General features: G+C 71.3%; 15 protein-coding genes. 6 read left to right on the forward strand and 9 right to left on the reverse strand.

Annotated features, from left to right (window positions below):
• The first annotated feature begins 6 nt into the window (after positions 1 to 6).
• Complete coding sequence (locus tag ACFQ7Q_RS26190; protein WP_383559259.1) at positions 7 to 2,361, forward strand: ATP-binding cassette domain-containing protein; 2,355 nt, start codon at positions 7 to 9, stop codon at positions 2,359 to 2,361.
• Positions 2,362 to 2,374: 13 nt separating this feature from the next.
• Here ACFQ7Q_RS26190 and ACFQ7Q_RS26195 read toward each other — a convergent pair whose 3' ends face one another.
• On the reverse strand, positions 2,375 to 2,923 hold the full coding sequence (locus ACFQ7Q_RS26195; RefSeq protein ID WP_383559261.1) for a YceI family protein: 549 nt from the start codon (positions 2,921 to 2,923) through the stop codon (positions 2,375 to 2,377).
• A gap of 101 nt (positions 2,924 to 3,024) precedes the next feature.
• Here ACFQ7Q_RS26195 and ACFQ7Q_RS26200 point away from each other — a divergent pair, with 101 nt between their 5' ends.
• The gene (locus tag ACFQ7Q_RS26200; protein WP_383559263.1) at positions 3,025 to 3,879 is read left to right on the forward strand and encodes a helix-turn-helix domain-containing protein; all 855 of its coding nucleotides are present in this window, start codon (positions 3,025 to 3,027) and stop codon (positions 3,877 to 3,879) included.
• A 35-nt stretch (positions 3,880 to 3,914) separates the two neighbouring features.
• Here ACFQ7Q_RS26200 and ACFQ7Q_RS26205 read toward each other — a convergent pair whose 3' ends face one another.
• The 3 genes from ACFQ7Q_RS26205 to ACFQ7Q_RS26215 are packed head-to-tail and all read right to left on the reverse strand — an operon-like array spanning position 3,915 to position 7,328.
• A complete protein-coding gene (locus ACFQ7Q_RS26205; RefSeq protein WP_383559265.1) occupies positions 3,915 to 4,664 on the reverse strand; it encodes a succinate dehydrogenase/fumarate reductase iron-sulfur subunit in 750 nt (249 codons plus the stop codon).
• On the reverse strand, positions 4,661 to 6,604 hold the full coding sequence (locus ACFQ7Q_RS26210; RefSeq protein WP_383559267.1) for a fumarate reductase/succinate dehydrogenase flavoprotein subunit: 1,944 nt from the start codon (positions 6,602 to 6,604) through the stop codon (positions 4,661 to 4,663). The genes ACFQ7Q_RS26205 and ACFQ7Q_RS26210 overlap by 4 nt, the downstream gene beginning before the upstream one ends.
• 1 nt (position 6,605) lies before the next feature.
• The gene (locus tag ACFQ7Q_RS26215) at positions 6,606 to 7,328 is read right to left on the reverse strand and encodes a succinate dehydrogenase (protein WP_383559269.1); all 723 of its coding nucleotides are present in this window, start codon (positions 7,326 to 7,328) and stop codon (positions 6,606 to 6,608) included.
• A gap of 72 nt (positions 7,329 to 7,400) precedes the next feature.
• On the opposite strand from ACFQ7Q_RS26215, the gene ACFQ7Q_RS26220 reads away from it, so the two are divergent.
• Complete coding sequence (locus ACFQ7Q_RS26220) at positions 7,401 to 8,279, forward strand: LysR family transcriptional regulator (RefSeq protein ID WP_376435567.1); 879 nt, start codon at positions 7,401 to 7,403, stop codon at positions 8,277 to 8,279.
• Positions 8,280 to 8,395: 116 nt separating this feature from the next.
• Here ACFQ7Q_RS26220 and ACFQ7Q_RS26225 read toward each other — a convergent pair whose 3' ends face one another.
• From ACFQ7Q_RS26225 to ACFQ7Q_RS26240, 4 genes are all read right to left on the reverse strand, one after another.
• Positions 8,396 to 10,558, reverse strand: coding sequence for a putative bifunctional diguanylate cyclase/phosphodiesterase (locus tag ACFQ7Q_RS26225; protein WP_383559271.1), 2,163 nt, complete (start codon positions 10,556 to 10,558; stop codon positions 8,396 to 8,398).
• Positions 10,555 to 11,367: an SAM-dependent methyltransferase gene (locus tag ACFQ7Q_RS26230; RefSeq protein WP_383559273.1), complete on the reverse strand. Its 813-nt coding sequence runs from the start codon at positions 11,365 to 11,367 to the stop codon at positions 10,555 to 10,557. Before ACFQ7Q_RS26230 ends, ACFQ7Q_RS26225 begins: the two co-directional genes overlap by 4 nt.
• Positions 11,368 to 11,634: 267 nt before the next feature.
• Complete coding sequence (locus ACFQ7Q_RS26235) at positions 11,635 to 12,618, reverse strand: SCO0930 family lipoprotein (RefSeq protein ID WP_383559275.1); 984 nt, start codon at positions 12,616 to 12,618, stop codon at positions 11,635 to 11,637.
• 304 nt (positions 12,619 to 12,922) lie between these two features.
• Positions 12,923 to 13,348: a hypothetical protein gene (locus ACFQ7Q_RS26240; protein ID WP_383559277.1), complete on the reverse strand. Its 426-nt coding sequence runs from the start codon at positions 13,346 to 13,348 to the stop codon at positions 12,923 to 12,925.
• A gap of 68 nt (positions 13,349 to 13,416) precedes the next feature.
• Between ACFQ7Q_RS26240 and ACFQ7Q_RS26245 the strand changes: the two genes are divergently transcribed.
• Both ACFQ7Q_RS26245 and ACFQ7Q_RS26250 read left to right on the forward strand, forming a co-directional pair.
• The gene (locus ACFQ7Q_RS26245) at positions 13,417 to 14,181 is read left to right on the forward strand and encodes a DUF4239 domain-containing protein (RefSeq protein WP_383559279.1); all 765 of its coding nucleotides are present in this window, start codon (positions 13,417 to 13,419) and stop codon (positions 14,179 to 14,181) included.
• A gap of 166 nt (positions 14,182 to 14,347) precedes the next feature.
• The gene (locus tag ACFQ7Q_RS26250; protein WP_383559280.1) at positions 14,348 to 14,908 is read left to right on the forward strand and encodes a hypothetical protein; all 561 of its coding nucleotides are present in this window, start codon (positions 14,348 to 14,350) and stop codon (positions 14,906 to 14,908) included.
• Positions 14,909 to 15,078: 170 nt separating this feature from the next.
• Here ACFQ7Q_RS26250 and ACFQ7Q_RS26255 read toward each other — a convergent pair whose 3' ends face one another.
• Positions 15,079 to 15,630 (reverse strand): hypothetical protein, encoded by a 552-nt coding sequence (locus ACFQ7Q_RS26255; RefSeq protein WP_383559282.1) that lies wholly within the window; start codon positions 15,628 to 15,630, stop codon positions 15,079 to 15,081.
• Positions 15,631 to 15,997: 367 nt separating this feature from the next.
• On the opposite strand from ACFQ7Q_RS26255, the gene ACFQ7Q_RS26260 reads away from it, so the two are divergent.
• Complete coding sequence (locus ACFQ7Q_RS26260; RefSeq protein WP_383559284.1) at positions 15,998 to 16,660, forward strand: class F sortase; 663 nt, start codon at positions 15,998 to 16,000, stop codon at positions 16,658 to 16,660.
• Positions 16,661 to 16,701: the final 41 nt, after the last annotated feature.

The raw sequence follows: 16,701 nt of genomic DNA on the forward strand, positions 1-16,701 counted from the left end.
CGAGGAATGCCCGACAGCTCCGACGACCAGCGTCACGACCCGTACGTCCGCGTCCGCGGCGCACGCGAGCACAATCTCGCGGGCGTCGATGTCGACATTCCACGTGACGCGATCGCCGTCTTCACCGGGGTGTCCGGCTCCGGCAAGTCCTCGCTCGCCTTCGGCACGATCTACGCGGAGGCCCAGCGCCGGTACTTCGAGTCGGTCGCGCCCTACGCGCGGCGGCTGATCCACCAGGTGGGCGCGCCGAAGGTCGGGGAGATCACCGGTCTGCCGCCCGCGGTCTCGCTGGAACAACGCCGCTCGTCGCCGAACGCCCGCTCGTCGGTCGGCACGGTCACGACCCTGTCCAACTCGCTGCGGATGCTCTTCTCGCGCGCCGGCTCGTACCCGCCAGGGGCCGAGCGGCTCGACTCCGACGCGTTCTCGCCGAACACCGCCGCCGGCGCCTGCCCCGCGTGCCACGGTCTGGGCCGGGTGCACGAGACCAGCGAGGAACTACTGGTCCCGGAGCCGGACTTGTCGATCCGGGAGGGGGCGATCGCCGCCTGGCCGGGTGCCTGGCAGGGCAAGAACCTCCGCGACGTCCTGGACACCCTCGGCCATGACGTCGACCGGCCGTGGCGGGAGCTGGACGCGAAGGACCGGGAGTGGATCCTCTTCACGGACGAACAGCCGGTCGTCACGGTCCATCCGGTACGGGAGGCGGGGCGCATCCAACGCCCGTACCAGGGCACGTACATGAGTGCTCGGCGCTATGTGATGCACACCTTCTCCGACTCCAAGAGCGCGACCCTGCGCGCGAAGGCGGAGCGCTTCCTGACCAGCGAGCCGTGCCCGGTGTGCGGCGGCAGCCGACTGCGTCCGGAGGCTCTCGCCGTCACCTTCGCGGGCCGGACGATCGCCGAGCTGGCGGCCCTGCCGCTGACCGCGCTGGCGGGCCTGCTCGCGGCGCACGACGGCTCGGAGACCGCACGGGTGCTCACCGAGGACCTGCTCGCCCGGATCGGCACGGTTACCGAGCTCGGCCTCGGCTATCTGAGTCTGGACCGCACCACCCCCTCCCTGTCCAACGGCGAACTGCAACGACTGCGGCTCGCCACCCAGTTGCGCTCCGGACTGTTCGGCGTCGTGTACGTCCTCGACGAACCCTCCGCGGGACTTCACCCCGCCGACACCGAGGCGCTGCTGGTGGTCCTCGACCGGCTGAAGGCGGCCGGCAACTCGGTGTTCGTGGTCGAGCACCACCTCGACGTGGTGCGCCACGCCGACTGGATCGTGGACGTCGGCCCCCTGGCGGGGGTGCACGGAGGCCGGGTGCTGCACAGCGGCCCGCCGCACGAGCTCGCGGGTGTCGAGGAGTCCGCGACCCGCCGATTCCTCTTCGACCGTGCCGCGGTGGCCGAGCGGGCGGTGCGCGAGCCCGCCGGCTGGCTGCGGACCGGCCCGGTCACCCGCCACAACCTCAAGGCCCTGGACGCGGCCTTCCCCCTCGGTGTCCTGACGGCGGTGACCGGGGTCTCCGGATCGGGGAAGTCGACGCTGGTGGGCGAGCTGTCCGAGGATCTTCCGGGCGTGGAGCGTCTGGTGACGGTCGATCAGAAGCCGATCGGGCGCACTCCCCGCTCCAACCTCGCCACGTACACGGGCCTCTTCGATGTCGTACGGAAGCTCTTCACCGCCACCGAGGAGGCTCGCGCCCGTGGCTACAAGGCCGGGCGGTTCTCGTTCAACGTGGCCGGCGGGCGCTGCGAGACCTGCCAGGGCGAGGGCTTCGTCTCGGTCGAGCTGCTCTTCCTGCCGAGCACGTACGCGCCCTGTCCGGACTGCCACGGGGCCCGCTACAACCCGGAGACCCTGGAGGTCCGGCTGCGCGGGCTCACCATCGCGGAGGTGCTCGACCTGACGGTCGAGGCCGCGGCCGGGTTCTTCGCCGACACCCCGGCCGCCGCGCGCAGTCTGCGCACCCTGCTCGACGTCGGCCTCGGCTACCTGCGGCTCGGTCAGCCCGCGACCGAGCTCTCCGGCGGCGAGGCCCAGCGCATCAAACTCGCCTCCGAGCTCCAGCGGCTGCGGCGCGGCCACACCCTCTACGTCCTGGACGAGCCGACGACCGGCCTCCACCCGGCCGATGTCGAGGTGCTGATGCGCCAGCTGCACGGGCTTGTCGACGCCGGACACTCGGTGATCGTCGTCGAGCACGACATGGACGTGGTCGCCACGGCGGACTGGGTGCTCGACCTCGGGCCGGGCGGTGGTGAGCAGGGCGGCCGGATCGTCGCCGAGGGGCCGCCCGCCGAAGTGGCGGACGCGACGTCGAGCCGGACCGCGCCGTATCTGGCGGCCCGGCTCGACGCATGAGACCCGTCCGCGCCTACTTGGGCTCGACGAACTGGACCTCCAGGCTCACCTTGATCACGTCGCCGAGGAAGCCGGGGGCGAAGTCGAGCCCGAAGTCGCTGCGCCGGAACTCGCCGGTGGCGTCGAAACCGGCATGCCTGGTGCCGTCCATCGGGACGTCGACGACACCGCCGAACTCGACGTCGAAGGTGATGGGCCGGGTCACGTCGCCGATGGTGAGGTCGCCCTCCAGGGTCCAGTCCTCGCCCGCGCCGGCGATGCGGGTGGAACGGAAGCTCATCGTCGGTCGCTTCTCCACGTCGAGGAGGTCCGCGGCGCGCACATGGGCGTCGCGGTCCGCGTTGCCGGTGTCGATGGAGGCGAGGGCGACGGTCGCGGTGATGGAGGAGGCGTCGAGGGTGTCACCGACGAGGAGTCCGGCCGAGAGCTCGTTGAAGCGGCCGCGCACCTTGGAGATCCCGAGGTGACGGATGGTGAAGCCGACGGAGGAGTGCAGCGGGTCGAAGACCCAGTCGCCGGGGGCGAGCGGAAGGACGGTGGTGCTGTGCGATTCGGTGGTCATGGGCTTCACGCTGCCGCCTGGCCGGGGTGTGAGGAAGGCCGTGCCGAGGCTGGTAGTGACAGGGCCACCCTCGGCTCGCCCCGCGCTCGTACGATCGGTGGATGAGCGACAACGAACTGGGGGCCTTCCTGCGCGCCCGACGCGAGGCGATGACTCCCGCGGAAGCCGGGCTTCCGGCGGGCCCGCGGCGGCGGACGCCGGGCCTGCGCCGGACGGAGCTGGCGATGCTGGCCGGGATCAGCGTCGAGTACCTGGCGCGGCTGGAGCAGGGCCGGGACCGTAATCCGTCCCCGCAGGTCCTGGGCGCGCTCAGTGAGGCGCTTCGGCTGCCCCTGGACGCCCGGGTGCATCTGCGGAACCTGATGAAATCGGGCATGCAGCGGCACATGTGCGCGGTGACGCCCGGTCCGGCCCGCGAGGTGCGGGCGACGGTCCGGGCACTGCTGGACCGGCTGGGTCCGACGCCGGCCGCGGTGATGAACATGCTGGGCGAGACCGTGGCGTACACCGACGGCTACGCACGGCTGGCCGGTCCGGTGGGGCTGCTGGACGGGGATCCGCCGAACCGGCTGCGGTACGTGTTCACCGATCCGCGGGCCCGTGAGGTGTTCCCCGACTGGGACCGGGTGGCCGATCAGCAGGTGGGGGCGCTGTCCTTCGCGGTGACCGGTTCGGACGCGCACATGGCCGAGCTGGCCCAGGAGCTGACCGTGACGGCGGGCCGGGCGTTCTCCGACCGGCTGCGGTCACCGGGGCTGCTGCGGGCCCGCTCCGGCCTCGACCGGTTCGTCCATCCGGAGGCGGGTGAGCTTCGGCTGGCGTACGAGGTGCTGGAGCTGCCCGAGACGGACGGCCAGCACGTGGTGGTGCACCTGCCGGCCGACGAGGCGACGTCGGTGGCGCTCGACGGGCTGATGGGCCGCCGCCCGGGGACCTTGCGGGCGGTCGGCGGCTGAGCGGGACGAGGCGTCGGCCGGCGGATGCGACGCCCCTATCGGCGGCCGGACCTGCGCGTCGCCCGCAGCCACTCCTTGTTCATGGCGGCGATCGACGGCAGCGGGATCCCCTTCGGACAGGCCGTCGCGCACTCTCCGGTGAGCGTGCAGCCGCCGAACCCCTCGGCATCCATCTGGCCCACCATGTCCAGGACGCGTGTCTCCCGCTCGGGGGATCCCTGGGGCAGGACGTTCAGATGGTTGACCTTGGCCGAGGTGAAGAGCATCGCCGAGCCGTTCGGGCAGGCCGCCACGCACGCGCCGCAGCCGATGCACTCGGCGTGCTCGAAGGCGAAGTCGGCGTCGGCCTTGGGGACCGGGGTCGCGTGGGCCTCGGGGGCCGCGCCGGTCGGGGCGCTGATGTAGCCGCCGGCCTGGATGATGCGGTCGAAGGCGGAGCGGTCGACGACCAGGTCCTTGACGACCGGGAAGGCGGAGGCGCGCCACGGCTCGATGTCGATCGTGTCGCCGTCCTGGAAGGACCGCATGTGGAGCTGGCACGTGGTCGTGCGCTCCGGGCCGTGGGCGTCGCCGTTGATGACCAGGCTGCATGCGCCGCAGATGCCTTCGCGGCAGTCGTGGTCGAAGGCGACGGGGTCCTCGCCCCGCAGGATGAGCTCCTCGTTGAGCGTGTCGAGCATCTCCAGGAAGGACATGTCGGAGGAGATGCCGTCCACGTCGTACGTGGACATGGCGCCGGGGGCGTCGGCGTTCTTCTGGCGCCAGACGCGCAGGGTGAGCTTCATGCGTAGCTCCGCTGAGTGGGGTGGACGTACTCGAAGACGAGGTCTTCCTTGTGCAGGACGGGGGCGGCGCCCTCGTTGAACTCCCAGGCCGCCGCGTACGAGAACTCCTCGTCGCGCCGCGCGGCCTCGCCGTCCGGCGTCTGGGACTCCTCACGGAAATGGCCGCCGCAGGACTCGGCCCGGTTCAGCGCGTCGAGGCACATCAGCTCGGCGAGCTCCAGGTAGTCGACGACCCGGTTGGCCTTCTCCAGGGACTGGTTGAACTCCTCGCCGGTACCCGGAACCTTGATCCGGCGCCAGAACTCTTCGCGGATCTGGGGGATGCGGTCGAGCGCCTTGCGCAGCCCCTCGTCCGTACGGGCCATGCCGCAGAACTCCCACATCAGTTCGCCCAGTTCGCGGTGGAAGGAGTCGGGCGTCCGGTCGCCGTCCACCGAGAGCAGCAGGTTCAGCCGGTCCTCGGTCTCGGCGAGCACGTCGCGCACCGCCGGATGGTCGTCGGTGACCGGCTTCGCATGCGGGTGGCGCGCCAGGTAGTCGTTGATGGTCGAGGGCAGGACGAAGTAGCCGTCGGCGAGGCCCTGCATCAGCGCGGAGGCGCCGAGGCGGTTGGCGCCGTGGTCGGAGAAGTTGGCCTCGCCGATGGCGAACAGGCCCGGGACGGTGGTCTGGAGGTCGTAGTCGACCCAGAGTCCGCCCATCGTGTAGTGCACGGCGGGGTAGATCCGCATCGGGACCTCGTACGGGTTCTCGGCGGTGATCCGCTCGTACATGTCGAAGAGGTTGCCGTACCTCTCCTCGACCGCCTTGCGGCCCATCCGCCGGATCGCGTCGGCGAAGTCGAGGTACACGCCCTGGCCGCCCGGTCCGACGCCCCGGCCCTCGTCGCAGACGTTCTTGGCGGCGCGGGAGGCGATGTCGCGGGGGACGAGGTTGCCGAAGGAGGGGTAGATGCGCTCCAGGTAGTAGTCGCGCTCGTCCTCGGGGATCTCGGCGGCGGGACGCGTGTCGCCCTTCGCCTTGGGGACCCATATGCGGCCGTCGTTGCGCAGCGACTCGCTCATCAGCGTCAGCTTGGACTGGTGGTCGCCGGTGCGCGGGATGCAGGTGGGGTGGATCTGGGTGAAACAGGGGTTGGCGAAGTACGCGCCGCGCCGGTGGGCCCGCCAGACGGCGGTGGCGTTGGAGTTCATGGCGTTCGTCGACAGATAGAAGACGTTGCCGTAGCCGCCGCTGGCGAGGACCACCGCGTCCGCGTAGTGGGTGGAGATCTCGCCGGTGATCAGGTCGCGGGCGACGATGCCGCGCGCCCGGCCGTCGACGACGAGCAGGTCGAGCATCTCGGTGCGGGCATGCATCTCGACGTTGCCCGCGGCGATCTGCCGGGAGAGCGCCTGGTACGCGCCGAGGAGCAGCTGCTGGCCCGTCTGGCCGCGGGCGTAGAAGGTGCGGGAGACCTGGACGCCGCCGAAGGAGCGGGTGTCGAGCAGTCCGCCGTACTCACGGGCGAAGGGGACGCCCTGGGCGACGCACTGGTCGATGATCTCGACCGAGATCTGCGCGAGGCGGTGGACGTTGGACTCGCGGGCGCGGAAGTCGCCGCCCTTGACGGTGTCGTAGAAGAGGCGGTGGATGGAGTCGCCGTCGTTGCGGTAGTTCTTGGCGGCGTTGATACCGCCCTGGGCTGCGATGGAGTGGGCGCGGCGCGGGGAGTCCTGGTAGCAGAACTGGACGACGTGGTAGCCCTGTTCGGCGAGGGTCGCGCCGGCCGAGCCGCCGGCGAGGCCGGTGCCGACGACGATGACGGTGTGCTTGCGGCGGTTGGCGGGGTTGACCAGCTTGGCCTGGAAGCGGCGGGTGTCCCAGCGTTCGGCGATGGGGCCGGCGGGGGCCTTGTGGTCGACGACCGGCTCTCCGGTCGCGAAGTCGAGATGGCTCATGTCAGCTCACCACTCCGGTCATGACGGCTACGGGTACGGAGACGAAGCCCACGGTCAGGACGAGCGCGAGGCCGTTCGCGAGCGCCTTGAGCAGCCGCTCGCGACGGGCGCTGCCGACGCCGAGGGTCTGGGCGGCGCTCCAGAAGCCGTGGCGGACGTGCAGGCCGACGGCGAGCATGGCGACGATGTAGATCACGTTGCCGTACCAGGTCGAGAAGGTGTCCACGATGTTCTGGTACGGGTGGCCCTCCTGGAAGCCGCCGGGGTGGAGGGTGCCGGTGGTCAGGTCCAGGATGTGCCAGACGATGAACAGGGCGACGATGATCCCGCCCCAGCGCATGGTGCGGGTGGCGTACGAGGACCGCTTACGGCGGTGGACATAGGCGGTGGGGCGGGCCTTGATGTCGCGCCGGCTGAGCTGGTACGCGGAGACGGCGTGGGCGGCGACCGCGGCGAGCAGCACGATCCGGACGAGCCAGAGGGCCCAGGAGTAGTGCAGGACCGGGTCGCCCATGGTGCGCAGCCAGTGACCGTACGCGTTGAACTCCTCGGGGCCGAAGAAGACCTTGAGGTTGCCCGCGACGTGGGCCACGAGGTAGCCGAGCATGATCAGGCCGCTGACAGCCATGACCGTCTTCTTGCCGATCGTGGATGCCCAGAAGCCGCGTGAGCGTGTGGGCGACGGTGGTCGTTCCGCCGGTGCCGTCTTCGTTGCCAGAGCCATGCGACCGACGGTAGGGCCGAACGGCCCGAGAGGTCCAAGACATGGTCCGGCTCATCTCGATAGGCTCAGCCTATGCAGTTCCAGCAGCTTCTGTACTTCGTGGCCGTGGCCGAGACCCGACACTTCACCCGCGCCGCCGAACGGGTCCATGTCTCCCAGCCCTCGCTCTCGCAGCAGATCAGGGCGCTGGAGCAGGAGCTGGGGGCGGAGCTCTTCAGCCGGGCACGGGGGAACATCGCGCTCACGGACGCGGGCGAGGCGCTGCTGCCGCTGGCCCGGCGGATCCTCGCGGACACGGACACGGCGCGGCACGAGGTGCAGGAGCTGGTGCAGCTGAAGCGGGGGCGGGTGCGGCTCGGCGCGACGCCGAGCCTGTGCACGGGTCTGCTGCCGGACGTGCTGCGCGCCTTCCACGATCTGCACCCGGGGATCCAGCTCCTCATCGAGGAGGGCGGCTCGCACGACCTCGTACGGGAGCTGGCGCGCGGCGCGCTGGACCTGGCGCTGGTGGTGCTGCCGCTGCCGACGCCGTCCCCGGCGCTGACCACGGTGGAGCTGCTACGCGAGGACCTGGTGGTGGTGTCGAGCGCGGCGGCGCCGGCGCCGGGGCGGCCGGTGCGGATCGCGGATCTGCGGGACCAGCCGCTGGTGATGTTCCGGCACGGCTACGACCTGCGGGAGCTGACCGTGGCGGCGTGCCGGGCGGAGGGCTTCGAGCCGTCGTTCACGGTGGAGGGCGGCGAGATGGACGCGGTGCTGGGTTTCGTACGGGCGGGTCTCGGGGTGGCGGTGGTCCCGGCGATGGTCGCGGCGCGCGCGGGCCGCGACCTCCGTGTCACGTCCCTGGCCCGCCCGGGCCTGCGCCGCACGATCGCCCTGGCCCACCGCAGCGACGTGGCCCCACCACGCGCGGCACGCGAGCTCCAGCGCCTGCTGCTCCACTCGACCTGACGCCCGCCGGCGCCCCCGTCGGTTGTGGGCAGCCGCCCCGCGAGACGGCGCCCACCCTCGCCCCGGTGGTTGTGGGCCGCCTCCCGCAGGGCGTACGCCCGCTCCCCGTCGGTCGGCTACACCGCGTCCGCGAGGAGGAGCGTGTGGATTCGGTCCGGGGCGCCCGGGCGGGCGTAGTACCAGCCCTGCGCCGTGTCGCAGCCCAGTTCCCTCAGTTGCTGCGCCTGCGCCCCCGTCTCCACGCCCTCGACCGTCACCGCCAGCTTCAGGCTGTGCGCCAGTGCGACGATGCCCTCCACGATCTTGACGTCGACCGGGTCCGCCGGGTGCTGCTGCATCCCCTGTGTGAAGGAACGGTCCAGCTTGAGGACGCTCACCGGCAGACGGCGCAGGTTCGCCAGGTTCGAGTAGCCCGTGCCGAAGTCGTCCAGCGCGATGTCCACGCCCATCTCGGCGAGTTGCCGCAGCGGCTTCAGGAGATCGTCGTCCGCGCCGATCAGCGCCGACTCGGTGACCTCCAGGCACAGGGCCCCGGGTTCCAGTCCCGAGCGCTCCAGGACGTCGACCGTGTCGGCGACCAGCCGCGGGTGGTGCAGCTGCGTCGGCGAGAGGTTGACGTTGATGCGCAGCGGGCCGCCGTCGGAGTGCCGGGTCTGCCAGAAGCGGGCCTGGCGGACCGCCTCCTGGAGGACCCAGCGGCCCAACGGCACGATGAGGCCGGTGTTCTCGGCGAGCGGGATGAACCGGTCGGGCCCGAGCACACCGTGCTGCGGGTGGCACCACCGTACGAGCGCCTCCGCGCCGTGCACGCTGCCGTCGCCGAGGTGCACCAGCGGCTGGTACTCGATGAAGAACTCGCCGCGCTCCAGCGCCGCCGGCAGCGCGGTGGTCAGCCCGTGCCGGGTGATGGCGCGCGCGTCGGCCTCCGCGTCGGCGAACTCGAAGCGATTGCCGCCCGCCGCCTTGGCGCGGTACATCGTGATGTCGGCGCTGCGCAGCACCTCGGCCGGGGTCCGCTCCCCCGCAGGCCCTTCGACGACACCGACGCTGCCCCGCACGGTCAGTTCGCGGCCGTCGATCCGCACGGGCGAGGCGAGCGCGGCGAGGATACGGTTCGCCAGCTCGGCCACCTCGCGCTCTGTGCCGGGCCCGGTGGTCAGCGCGACGAACTCGTCGCCGCCGAGCCGGGCCACCATCTCGCCCGGTGCCGTGGCGCAGCTCTGCAGCCGGTCGGCGACCTCGACGAGGAGCCGGTCACCGGCCGAGTGCCCCAGGCTGTCGTTGATGGCCTTGAAGCCGTCGAGGTCGAGGTAGCAGAGCCCGAAGCGGGCGCCCTCGCCCAGGGTGAGCGCCTTCTCCAGGCGCTCGAAGAACAGGGTCCGGTTGGGCAGCCCGGTGAGCGCGTCATGGGTCGCCTCGTACCGCAGGCGCAGGTTGAGCAGCCGCCGTTCGGTGGTGTCCTCCAACAGCGCCAGCTGGTACCGGGGAAAACCCTCGGCGTCCCGCAGCAGCGAGACGGTGAGGTTGGTCCACAGGACGGTGCCGTCGCCCCGGTAGTACGGCTTCTCGACGCGGTAGTGGTCGCGCTCGCCTCGTACCAGCTCGTCGTAGAGCTTCCAGACGTGCGGGCCGTCCTCGGGATGGGCCCATTCGTTGACCTTGCGGCTGCGGATCTGCTGGTCCAGACCGCCGAACATCCGGGTGAGGGTCTCGTTGACCTCCAGGACGTTGCCTTCGAGGTCGGCGATGCCGATCCCGACCGCCGCGCCGTCGAAGACCGCCCGGAAGCGGCTCTCGGTGGTGTGCAGGGCGACCTCGGCGGCGCTGCGGGCGGTGAGCGCGGAGCGGGCGATGGCCTCCTGCTCCAGCAGGGTCCGCTCGCGCAGGGCCTGGGCGAAGCCGGCCGCCATGGCGTGCTGGAGCCGTGAACAGCGGGCGCGCAGCTCCTCGGTGGAGGCGCCGTCCTCGCCGCAGTAGAGCACCAGGTACGCGTCGATGACCCCGAGGGTGCGGCTCAGCGCGTCGGGGTCCGTGCAGTGGACGCCGACGAGCGCGGTGCCCGCGCGGTGCGCGGGGGCGCTGTCGAAGGTCCGGGCGTGCAGCGCGGCACGCAACTCGCGGGCGAGCGGCAGCAGATGCTGCTCGAACTCGGCGCGGGTCATCGAGGTGGCCGTGACCGGGAAGATGGCACGGCTCCAGATGGTCACGAACCGCCTGAGTCTGTCCTCGAGACCGTCCGGTTCCGCGCCGCGACCCGACGGCTGTGACGGCACCTTCACGCCTTGCGCCCCACCCCTGCGAAGCCGGAGAAGGCGTACGGATCCTCCTCGTCGGCCGGGCTGTCGGGCCGCCAGTCGGGCATGGACACGAGCCCCGGCTCGACCAGCGGGCAGCCGTCGAAGAAGCGGCTGATCTCGGCGTGGGAGCGCATGACGAGAGGGTTGCGGATGTTCCGGTAGACGCCGACGGTGCCCTCGGCCTCCTCCTGCAGGAGCGGGATGCCTTCGTAGGAGGCGTGGGTCAGCACGACCAGGCTGCCGGGCGCGAGGGCGTCGACGAGCTCCGCGACGGCCTTCTCCGGTTCGTCCTCGTCCTCCAGGAAGTGCAGCACGGCGACGAGGAGCAGCGCCACCGGCTTGTCCATGTCGAGGAGTTGGCGGACCTCGGGGCTGTGCAGGATCTCGAGCGGCTTGCGCAGATCGGCGGCGACGACGGCGGCGCGGTCCTGGCCCTCCAGCACGGCACGGCTGTGGGCGACGGCGACGGGGTCGTGGTCGACGTAGACGACGCTCGCATCGGGGGAAGCGGCCTGGGCGACCTCATGGACATTGCCGAACGTCGGTATGCCGGAGCCGATGTCGAGGAACTGGGTGACTCCGCTGTCGACGGCGAAGCGCACGGCGCGGCGCATGAAGGCCCGATTCGCCTGCATGATCTTGGGGAGTCCCGGCATGAACTCCATGGCCTTGCGGGCCGCTTCCCGGTCCACCTCGAAATTGTGCGAGCCGCCCAGATAGAAGTCGTACATACGGGACACGCTCGGCACCGAGATATCGATACCCGGCGGGGCCCAGGCGGGACGCTCCATCAATGTCTCCAACAAGTCGCCACGGGGGATACGGCCATGTGTTCGCGGCCGGTGTTCGAGCCGAGGCTACTGATCGCCCGCCGGGAGAGCGAGTAGAAACGGAAATTCGCGGTCCGTTCTTGGTCACACGCCAATGGCACGTGCAGGCGGAACGCAGGATTCACGCCTTCAGCTCGTGCAAATTCACGTGCACATGGACGTGCGCCGACCCGCCGTCACGCGAGGAGTGACGGCGGGCCGACAGGCCGGGAGCGCGGCGCGGGGGACCTACTTGGGCGCTCCGACCAGCTTTCCCTCGGGGGACACGGCGTACCAGGTGCCGCCCACACCCTGGCCGTTGGTGTCTCCGGGCTCCTCGTCGCCGGCGAAGGTGTAGAGGGGCCAGCAGTCGATCGTCTGCTGCTTGATGCCGTCGGGGCGGTTGAAGGTCACGAAGCCCTTCTTGGTGATGCCCTTGGTGTCGTTCTTCTCGACGGGGGCGACAACCGGCCACTTCTCCAGGCAGGCGCCGGTGCAGGCCGTCTTCATGGGCCAGGCGGAGTCCTTCTTGAAGCGGTAGACCGTCATGCCCTGCGAATCGACCACGATGTCACCGAGCTTGGGGTCCTTGCGCACCGAGAGCCCGGCGGCGTCCACTCCGGATTCCTCGTCACCGCCCTCGTCGGCCCCGCCGCCCGCGGCCGGTGCGGCCTTCTTCCCGTCGGGTGCGGAGGCGAACCAGGTGCCGCCGACACCCTGACCCTTGAGGTCGCCGGGCTTGGTGTCCTTGGCGTACCGGTACATCGGCCAGCCGTCGAGGGTGAGTTGCTTGGTGCCGTCGGCCCGGGTGACCTCGCCGAGCAGGGAGGGCGCCACGCCGGCCGGGGCCTTGGCGCCGTCGGCGCTCACCACGGGCCATGCCTTGGCGCAGTCCCCCTCGCAGGTGGCCTTGGGCGGGGAGGCGGAGTCCTTGTCGAAGCGGTAGAGGGTGAAACCCTCGCTGTCGGTGACGACCTTGCCGAGCTGCTTGGTGTCGGCCACCGCCAGCTGCCCGGCGGGTTCCGCCGCGCCGCTGCCCGCGTCGGATCCGTACCCCCCGGAGGCGTAACCGCCGGAGCCGTAACCGTTGTCGGCCGGGGCGCCGGCCGGGTTCGCCGCTCCGGCGGGCTGGCCGCCGAGCGACGACGAGCCCTGCTCCTGACCGCACGCCGTCGTCAGCGCGAGCATGGCCGCCGCCGTGAGCGCGAGTGCCGCGTTCCCCCAGGTCTTCATGTCAACTCCTGTTGTTTCATCGCCAGTCGGTGCGGCGCCGAACGCCGTTCCCGGCCTTGAATACGGAGATCGACTGGATCGTGCTCAAGAGGAGTCGAAGAATTTTCCGCGGGATGTCAAACCCCTCCCCGCGAGATCCCCACCATCCGGGGAATCAGAGCCGTTTCACGGCGTGGTGTTCCGGACCTGTGATCATGCTCTTCGGCGTGTCTCTGTACGGATCGTCCCTCGCGCGGCCCTTGGCGGCCGCCGCGCTGGTGTGGCTCCTCGCCGCACCCGCGCCCGCCGCCGCCGATGCCTGCGCCTACGCCACGACCGGGCCCGGCGGCTCGAACACCTCGGTCGCGGTCATCGGGCCGGGGGCGTGTTCGCCCACCCCGACCCCTCCCCCACCGACCACCCCGCCGCCTCCCCCGCCGACCGAGCCGACACCGACACCGGCTCCGACGCCCACGCCGGCTCCGAAGCCACCGGCGCCGCCACCCCCTCCCGTACGCGCGGATCCGCCGCCCCCGCCGAGGCAGGAGTCCCGCAAGCCCGCCGCGCCGACCCCGCCGAGGCCCGCACCGGCGCCCCGGGCTCCCAGGCCGCCCACGCCTTCGCCCCCGGCTCCTTCGCTGCGCCCGCGCCCACCGGCCGCGACGCCCGTCGCACTGCCCGCGTACAAACGCGCCGCGCGGCCCGAACCCGAGAGCGGTCCCTCGCTCGTCTCGATGATGCTGCTTGTCACCGCCCCCGCGGTGCTCGCGACCGCGATCCTGCGCCCCCGCTCCCGCTGAGCCCCGCCGAAGGAAGCACATGTCCGAATGGCTCGTCCTCACCATCGCGATGGCCGCCGCCTGCGCGGTCGTCCTCACCATCGTCGTCATCAACAACCGCCGGGTCCCCGACGACGACGACCCCAGCGAGACCCCCGACGTCATGGAGTACATGACGATGATGATCGGCGTGATCTACGCGATCGTGCTCGGTCTCGCCATCGCCGGAGTCTGGGAGGCGCGCGGCGCGGCGCAGGAGACCGTCCGTCAGGAGGCCCAGGCGCTGCACGAGATCTCGGCCCGGGTCGAGGTGTACCCGGTCGACGTCCGTACCCGGATCCGCGCCGATGTCGACGCGTACGTCTCGTACGTGGTCGACGAGGAGTGGAGCCACATGTCCGAGCACGGCGAGCTCAGCGAGGAGGGCACCCGCCTCCTGGAGCAGGTGCGCCGGAGCGTGACCGACTACCGGCCGGCCGACGACCACGAGGGGCAGGCGTACCAGCCGCTCGTGGACCAGGTGGCGGTGGTGGACGACACCCGGGGCGCGCGGGGCCAGAACGCGGGGGCCACCATGCCCGGGGTGGTCTGGTTCGGCCTGATCATCGGTGCGCTGGTGACGGTCGGCCTGATCTTCACCCTGCAGATCCGGCGCACCGGCCGTGAACTGCTTCTCGCCGGTCTGTTCAGCGCGCTGATCGCCTTCCTGCTCTTCCTGATCTGGGACTTCGACGCGCCGTTCGGGCGCGGGATCTCGGCGACGGCCGCGCCCTTCACCGACCTCTTCCCGCACCTCACGAGCTAGCCGTGCGCGACACGAGTGGGCCGCACGGGGGACATGAATGACCCATTCGCCCGTCTGGGATCGCGGCCGTGGTAGTGCGCTCCTAGCGTTTCGGGTATCGAGGTGCACGCCCTGTCCTTGCGCGGAAACCCTTCCGCGGCTGCTCCTCGGGGACCCGGAGGATTCCATGCGCGCGATACGTGCCGTGTCCACTGCCCTGCTGGGGGCGGCCACTCTCGCCCTGGCCGCTCCCGTCGCCTCCGCGGCGGACGGCGCCCCCGCACCGAACCCCAATGCCGCCGGAGCGAAGGCACCGGGCGATTTCGTCGTGACGCCCTCCCTGGTGGCGCCGGGCGGGCGAGTGACGCTCACCGCTCCCGGCTGCCGCAGTACGACACTGGCGTCGTCGGGCATCTTCGACACCGTGACCATCGCCCCCGGGTCCTCGGCCACCGCCACGGTGGACACCGACGCCCGGCGCGGTGGCGTCTACACGGTGGCGTTCAACTGCACCGGCGGCATCACGGACACCGTCACCCTGACCATCAGCGGAACCACCGCGTCCGCGACCACCAGCTCGACCATCCTGACCACCCCCCGGGGTGTCCAGGGCGGTCTCGGCGGTTCGGTCGAGGGCGTCGACACGGCGACGCTCGCGGCCGGGGCCGGTCTGTTCCTCGCCGCGGCCGCCGGAACCGTCGTCGTCGTGCGGCGCCGGATGAACCCCGACCGGGGCCGGCGTCACTGACGGCGGGGCGGTGTCCCCCGACGGTCGGCTCCCGAACCAGGGGCCGCAGAACCCGCACCGGCAAGAAGACTCCCGCGAGCAAGACCCGCACAAGCCCGTCGCCCCCGAGTCCTGAGAGATCAGGATTCGGGGGCGACGGGCGTATACGGCCGACCGGGAGGTTCGGCCGGTCAGGCCCTTCCGCTGCTCATACGGCGCCGGGCGATGAAGAGACCGCCACCGAGCGCGGCCGCGGCGACGAGCGAACCGCCGACGGCCATCTCCGCGGAACTCGGCGCGAGCGAGCCGCCGATGCCGCCCAGCGCGCCCTGACCGGCCAGCACACGGAAGGTCTGGGTGAGCGTCCGGCCGCCGCACTGGACGGCCAGGTTGTACTGGCCGGGCGTGGCGTTGTTGTGGATGCGGGCGGTGGCGGTGGAGACGCCGTTGACATTGCCGGAGAGGGTGACCGTCGGGAAGGCGTTGGACGAGACCGTGCCCCCGGCGCAGCCCCGGACGGTGATCGTGAGGGTCGCGCCCTGGTGGACGGCGAACGGAGAGACGGTGACGCTGTTGGCGCCGTCACCACCCCGACCGTCACCACCCCGACCATCACCACCCTGGTCGACCTGGTAGGAGCTGACGGCCAGGTTGCCGGGTCCGTGGGCGGCGGCGAGAGGGGCTGCGAGCCCGACCGCCGCGAACGCGGTGGCGGTCACCGCCAGAGTGCGTGCAGCACGCATGGTTGAACCTCCAGTGGAAGACGCCCCAAAGCGGTGCTCCGGGAGATTCGACGAGTACGCCTTCCATGACGAACCCTCACAAGCAGTGGCGACCTGCGCATTTCGACAATGGGCCACCCCGGTGAGGCGACACGCCGAGGAAACGGTCCTGAATCTGACGGAGCCGCAGGTCACGCAGTGTCAGGACGATTGTCCGACGAATACTCGGATGGGTGATCGTCCCCGTCACCCGGTCCACCCTCGGGTACCAAGGGGCTCCGCACCTCACGGCGCCCCCGGGCACCCGGCCGCCACCCGTTCGCACCGCTCTGATCGCCGGTCCGGCCCGCCGCCCTTACCGTTCTGACGACGCCACGAAGGGAGAACCATGAGCCCCAAGGACTTCAGCGTCCTTGAGCCGAGAAGAAGACGCCCACCGTGGGGCGTCCTGGCTCTCGTCATGCTGTCGGGTCTGGCGATGATGCGCAACGGAGTGGACGTCGAGCTCGGCCCGCCGCAGCCCGCGGCGGCCGAGGCTCCCGACACGAGCCTGATCGGGGCTCCGCCCCCCATGTCCGCGGGTGTGGAGCCGCTGCCCCACGCCCCGGCCTCGCGCATCAGGATCCCTTCGATCCGGGTCGCCGCGCCGATCATGGACGTGGGTCTGGACCCGGCCGGCTGGATCGAGGCACCGCCCCCGCAGGACGCCAACCTGGCCGGCTGGTACCAGAACGGCATCGCGCCCGGCCAGCGCGGCACCTCCGTCGTCGTCGGCCATGTCGACAACGAGGCGGGCCCCGCGGTCTTCTACGGCCTCGGCTCGCTGGAGAAGGGCCAGCACATCGAGGTGGAGCGGTACGACGGCCGCGTCGCGGTCTTCGAGATCTACGGCATCGAGGTGTACGACAAGAACAACTTCCCCGGGGTCCAGGTCTACGCCGACACCGGCGAGCCCGAGCTCCGGGTCATCACCTGCGGCGGCGGCTACTCCCGGGCGCAGGGCTACCAGGGCAACGTGGTCGTCTACGCGCGCATGATCGGCTCCACCTGAGGGGCCGGCTGTTCGCACGAAGGCCCCTGGCGCGGCTACCG

The organism is Streptomyces sp. NPDC056527, assembly GCF_042794475.1.
In the GTDB taxonomy this organism is placed as follows: Bacteria; Actinomycetota; Actinomycetes; order Streptomycetales; family Streptomycetaceae; genus Streptomyces.

Coding starts and splice junctions, on each gene's coding strand:
- ACFQ7Q_RS26200 (WP_383559263.1), top strand. CDS start 3,025: ATGAGCGACAACGAACTGGGGGCCTTCCTGCGCGCCCGACGCGAGGCG.
- ACFQ7Q_RS26215 (WP_383559269.1), bottom strand. CDS start 7,328: ATGGCTCTGGCAACGAAGACGGCACCGGCGGAACGACCACCGTCGCCC.
- ACFQ7Q_RS26245 (WP_383559279.1), top strand. CDS start 13,417: ATGTCCGAATGGCTCGTCCTCACCATCGCGATGGCCGCCGCCTGCGCG.
- ACFQ7Q_RS26195 (WP_383559261.1), bottom strand. CDS start 2,923: ATGACCACCGAATCGCACAGCACCACCGTCCTTCCGCTCGCCCCCGGC.
- ACFQ7Q_RS26205 (WP_383559265.1), bottom strand. CDS start 4,664: ATGAAGCTCACCCTGCGCGTCTGGCGCCAGAAGAACGCCGACGCCCCC.
- ACFQ7Q_RS26255 (WP_383559282.1), bottom strand. CDS start 15,630: ATGCGTGCTGCACGCACTCTGGCGGTGACCGCCACCGCGTTCGCGGCG.
- ACFQ7Q_RS26190 (WP_383559259.1), top strand. CDS start 7: ATGCCCGACAGCTCCGACGACCAGCGTCACGACCCGTACGTCCGCGTC.
- ACFQ7Q_RS26220 (WP_376435567.1), top strand. CDS start 7,401: ATGCAGTTCCAGCAGCTTCTGTACTTCGTGGCCGTGGCCGAGACCCGA.
- ACFQ7Q_RS26210 (WP_383559267.1), bottom strand. CDS start 6,604: ATGAGCCATCTCGACTTCGCGACCGGAGAGCCGGTCGTCGACCACAAG.
- ACFQ7Q_RS26260 (WP_383559284.1), top strand. CDS start 15,998: ATGAGCCCCAAGGACTTCAGCGTCCTTGAGCCGAGAAGAAGACGCCCA.
- ACFQ7Q_RS26230 (WP_383559273.1), bottom strand. CDS start 11,367: ATGGAGCGTCCCGCCTGGGCCCCGCCGGGTATCGATATCTCGGTGCCG.
- ACFQ7Q_RS26235 (WP_383559275.1), bottom strand. CDS start 12,618: ATGAAGACCTGGGGGAACGCGGCACTCGCGCTCACGGCGGCGGCCATG.
- ACFQ7Q_RS26250 (WP_383559280.1), top strand. CDS start 14,348: ATGCGCGCGATACGTGCCGTGTCCACTGCCCTGCTGGGGGCGGCCACT.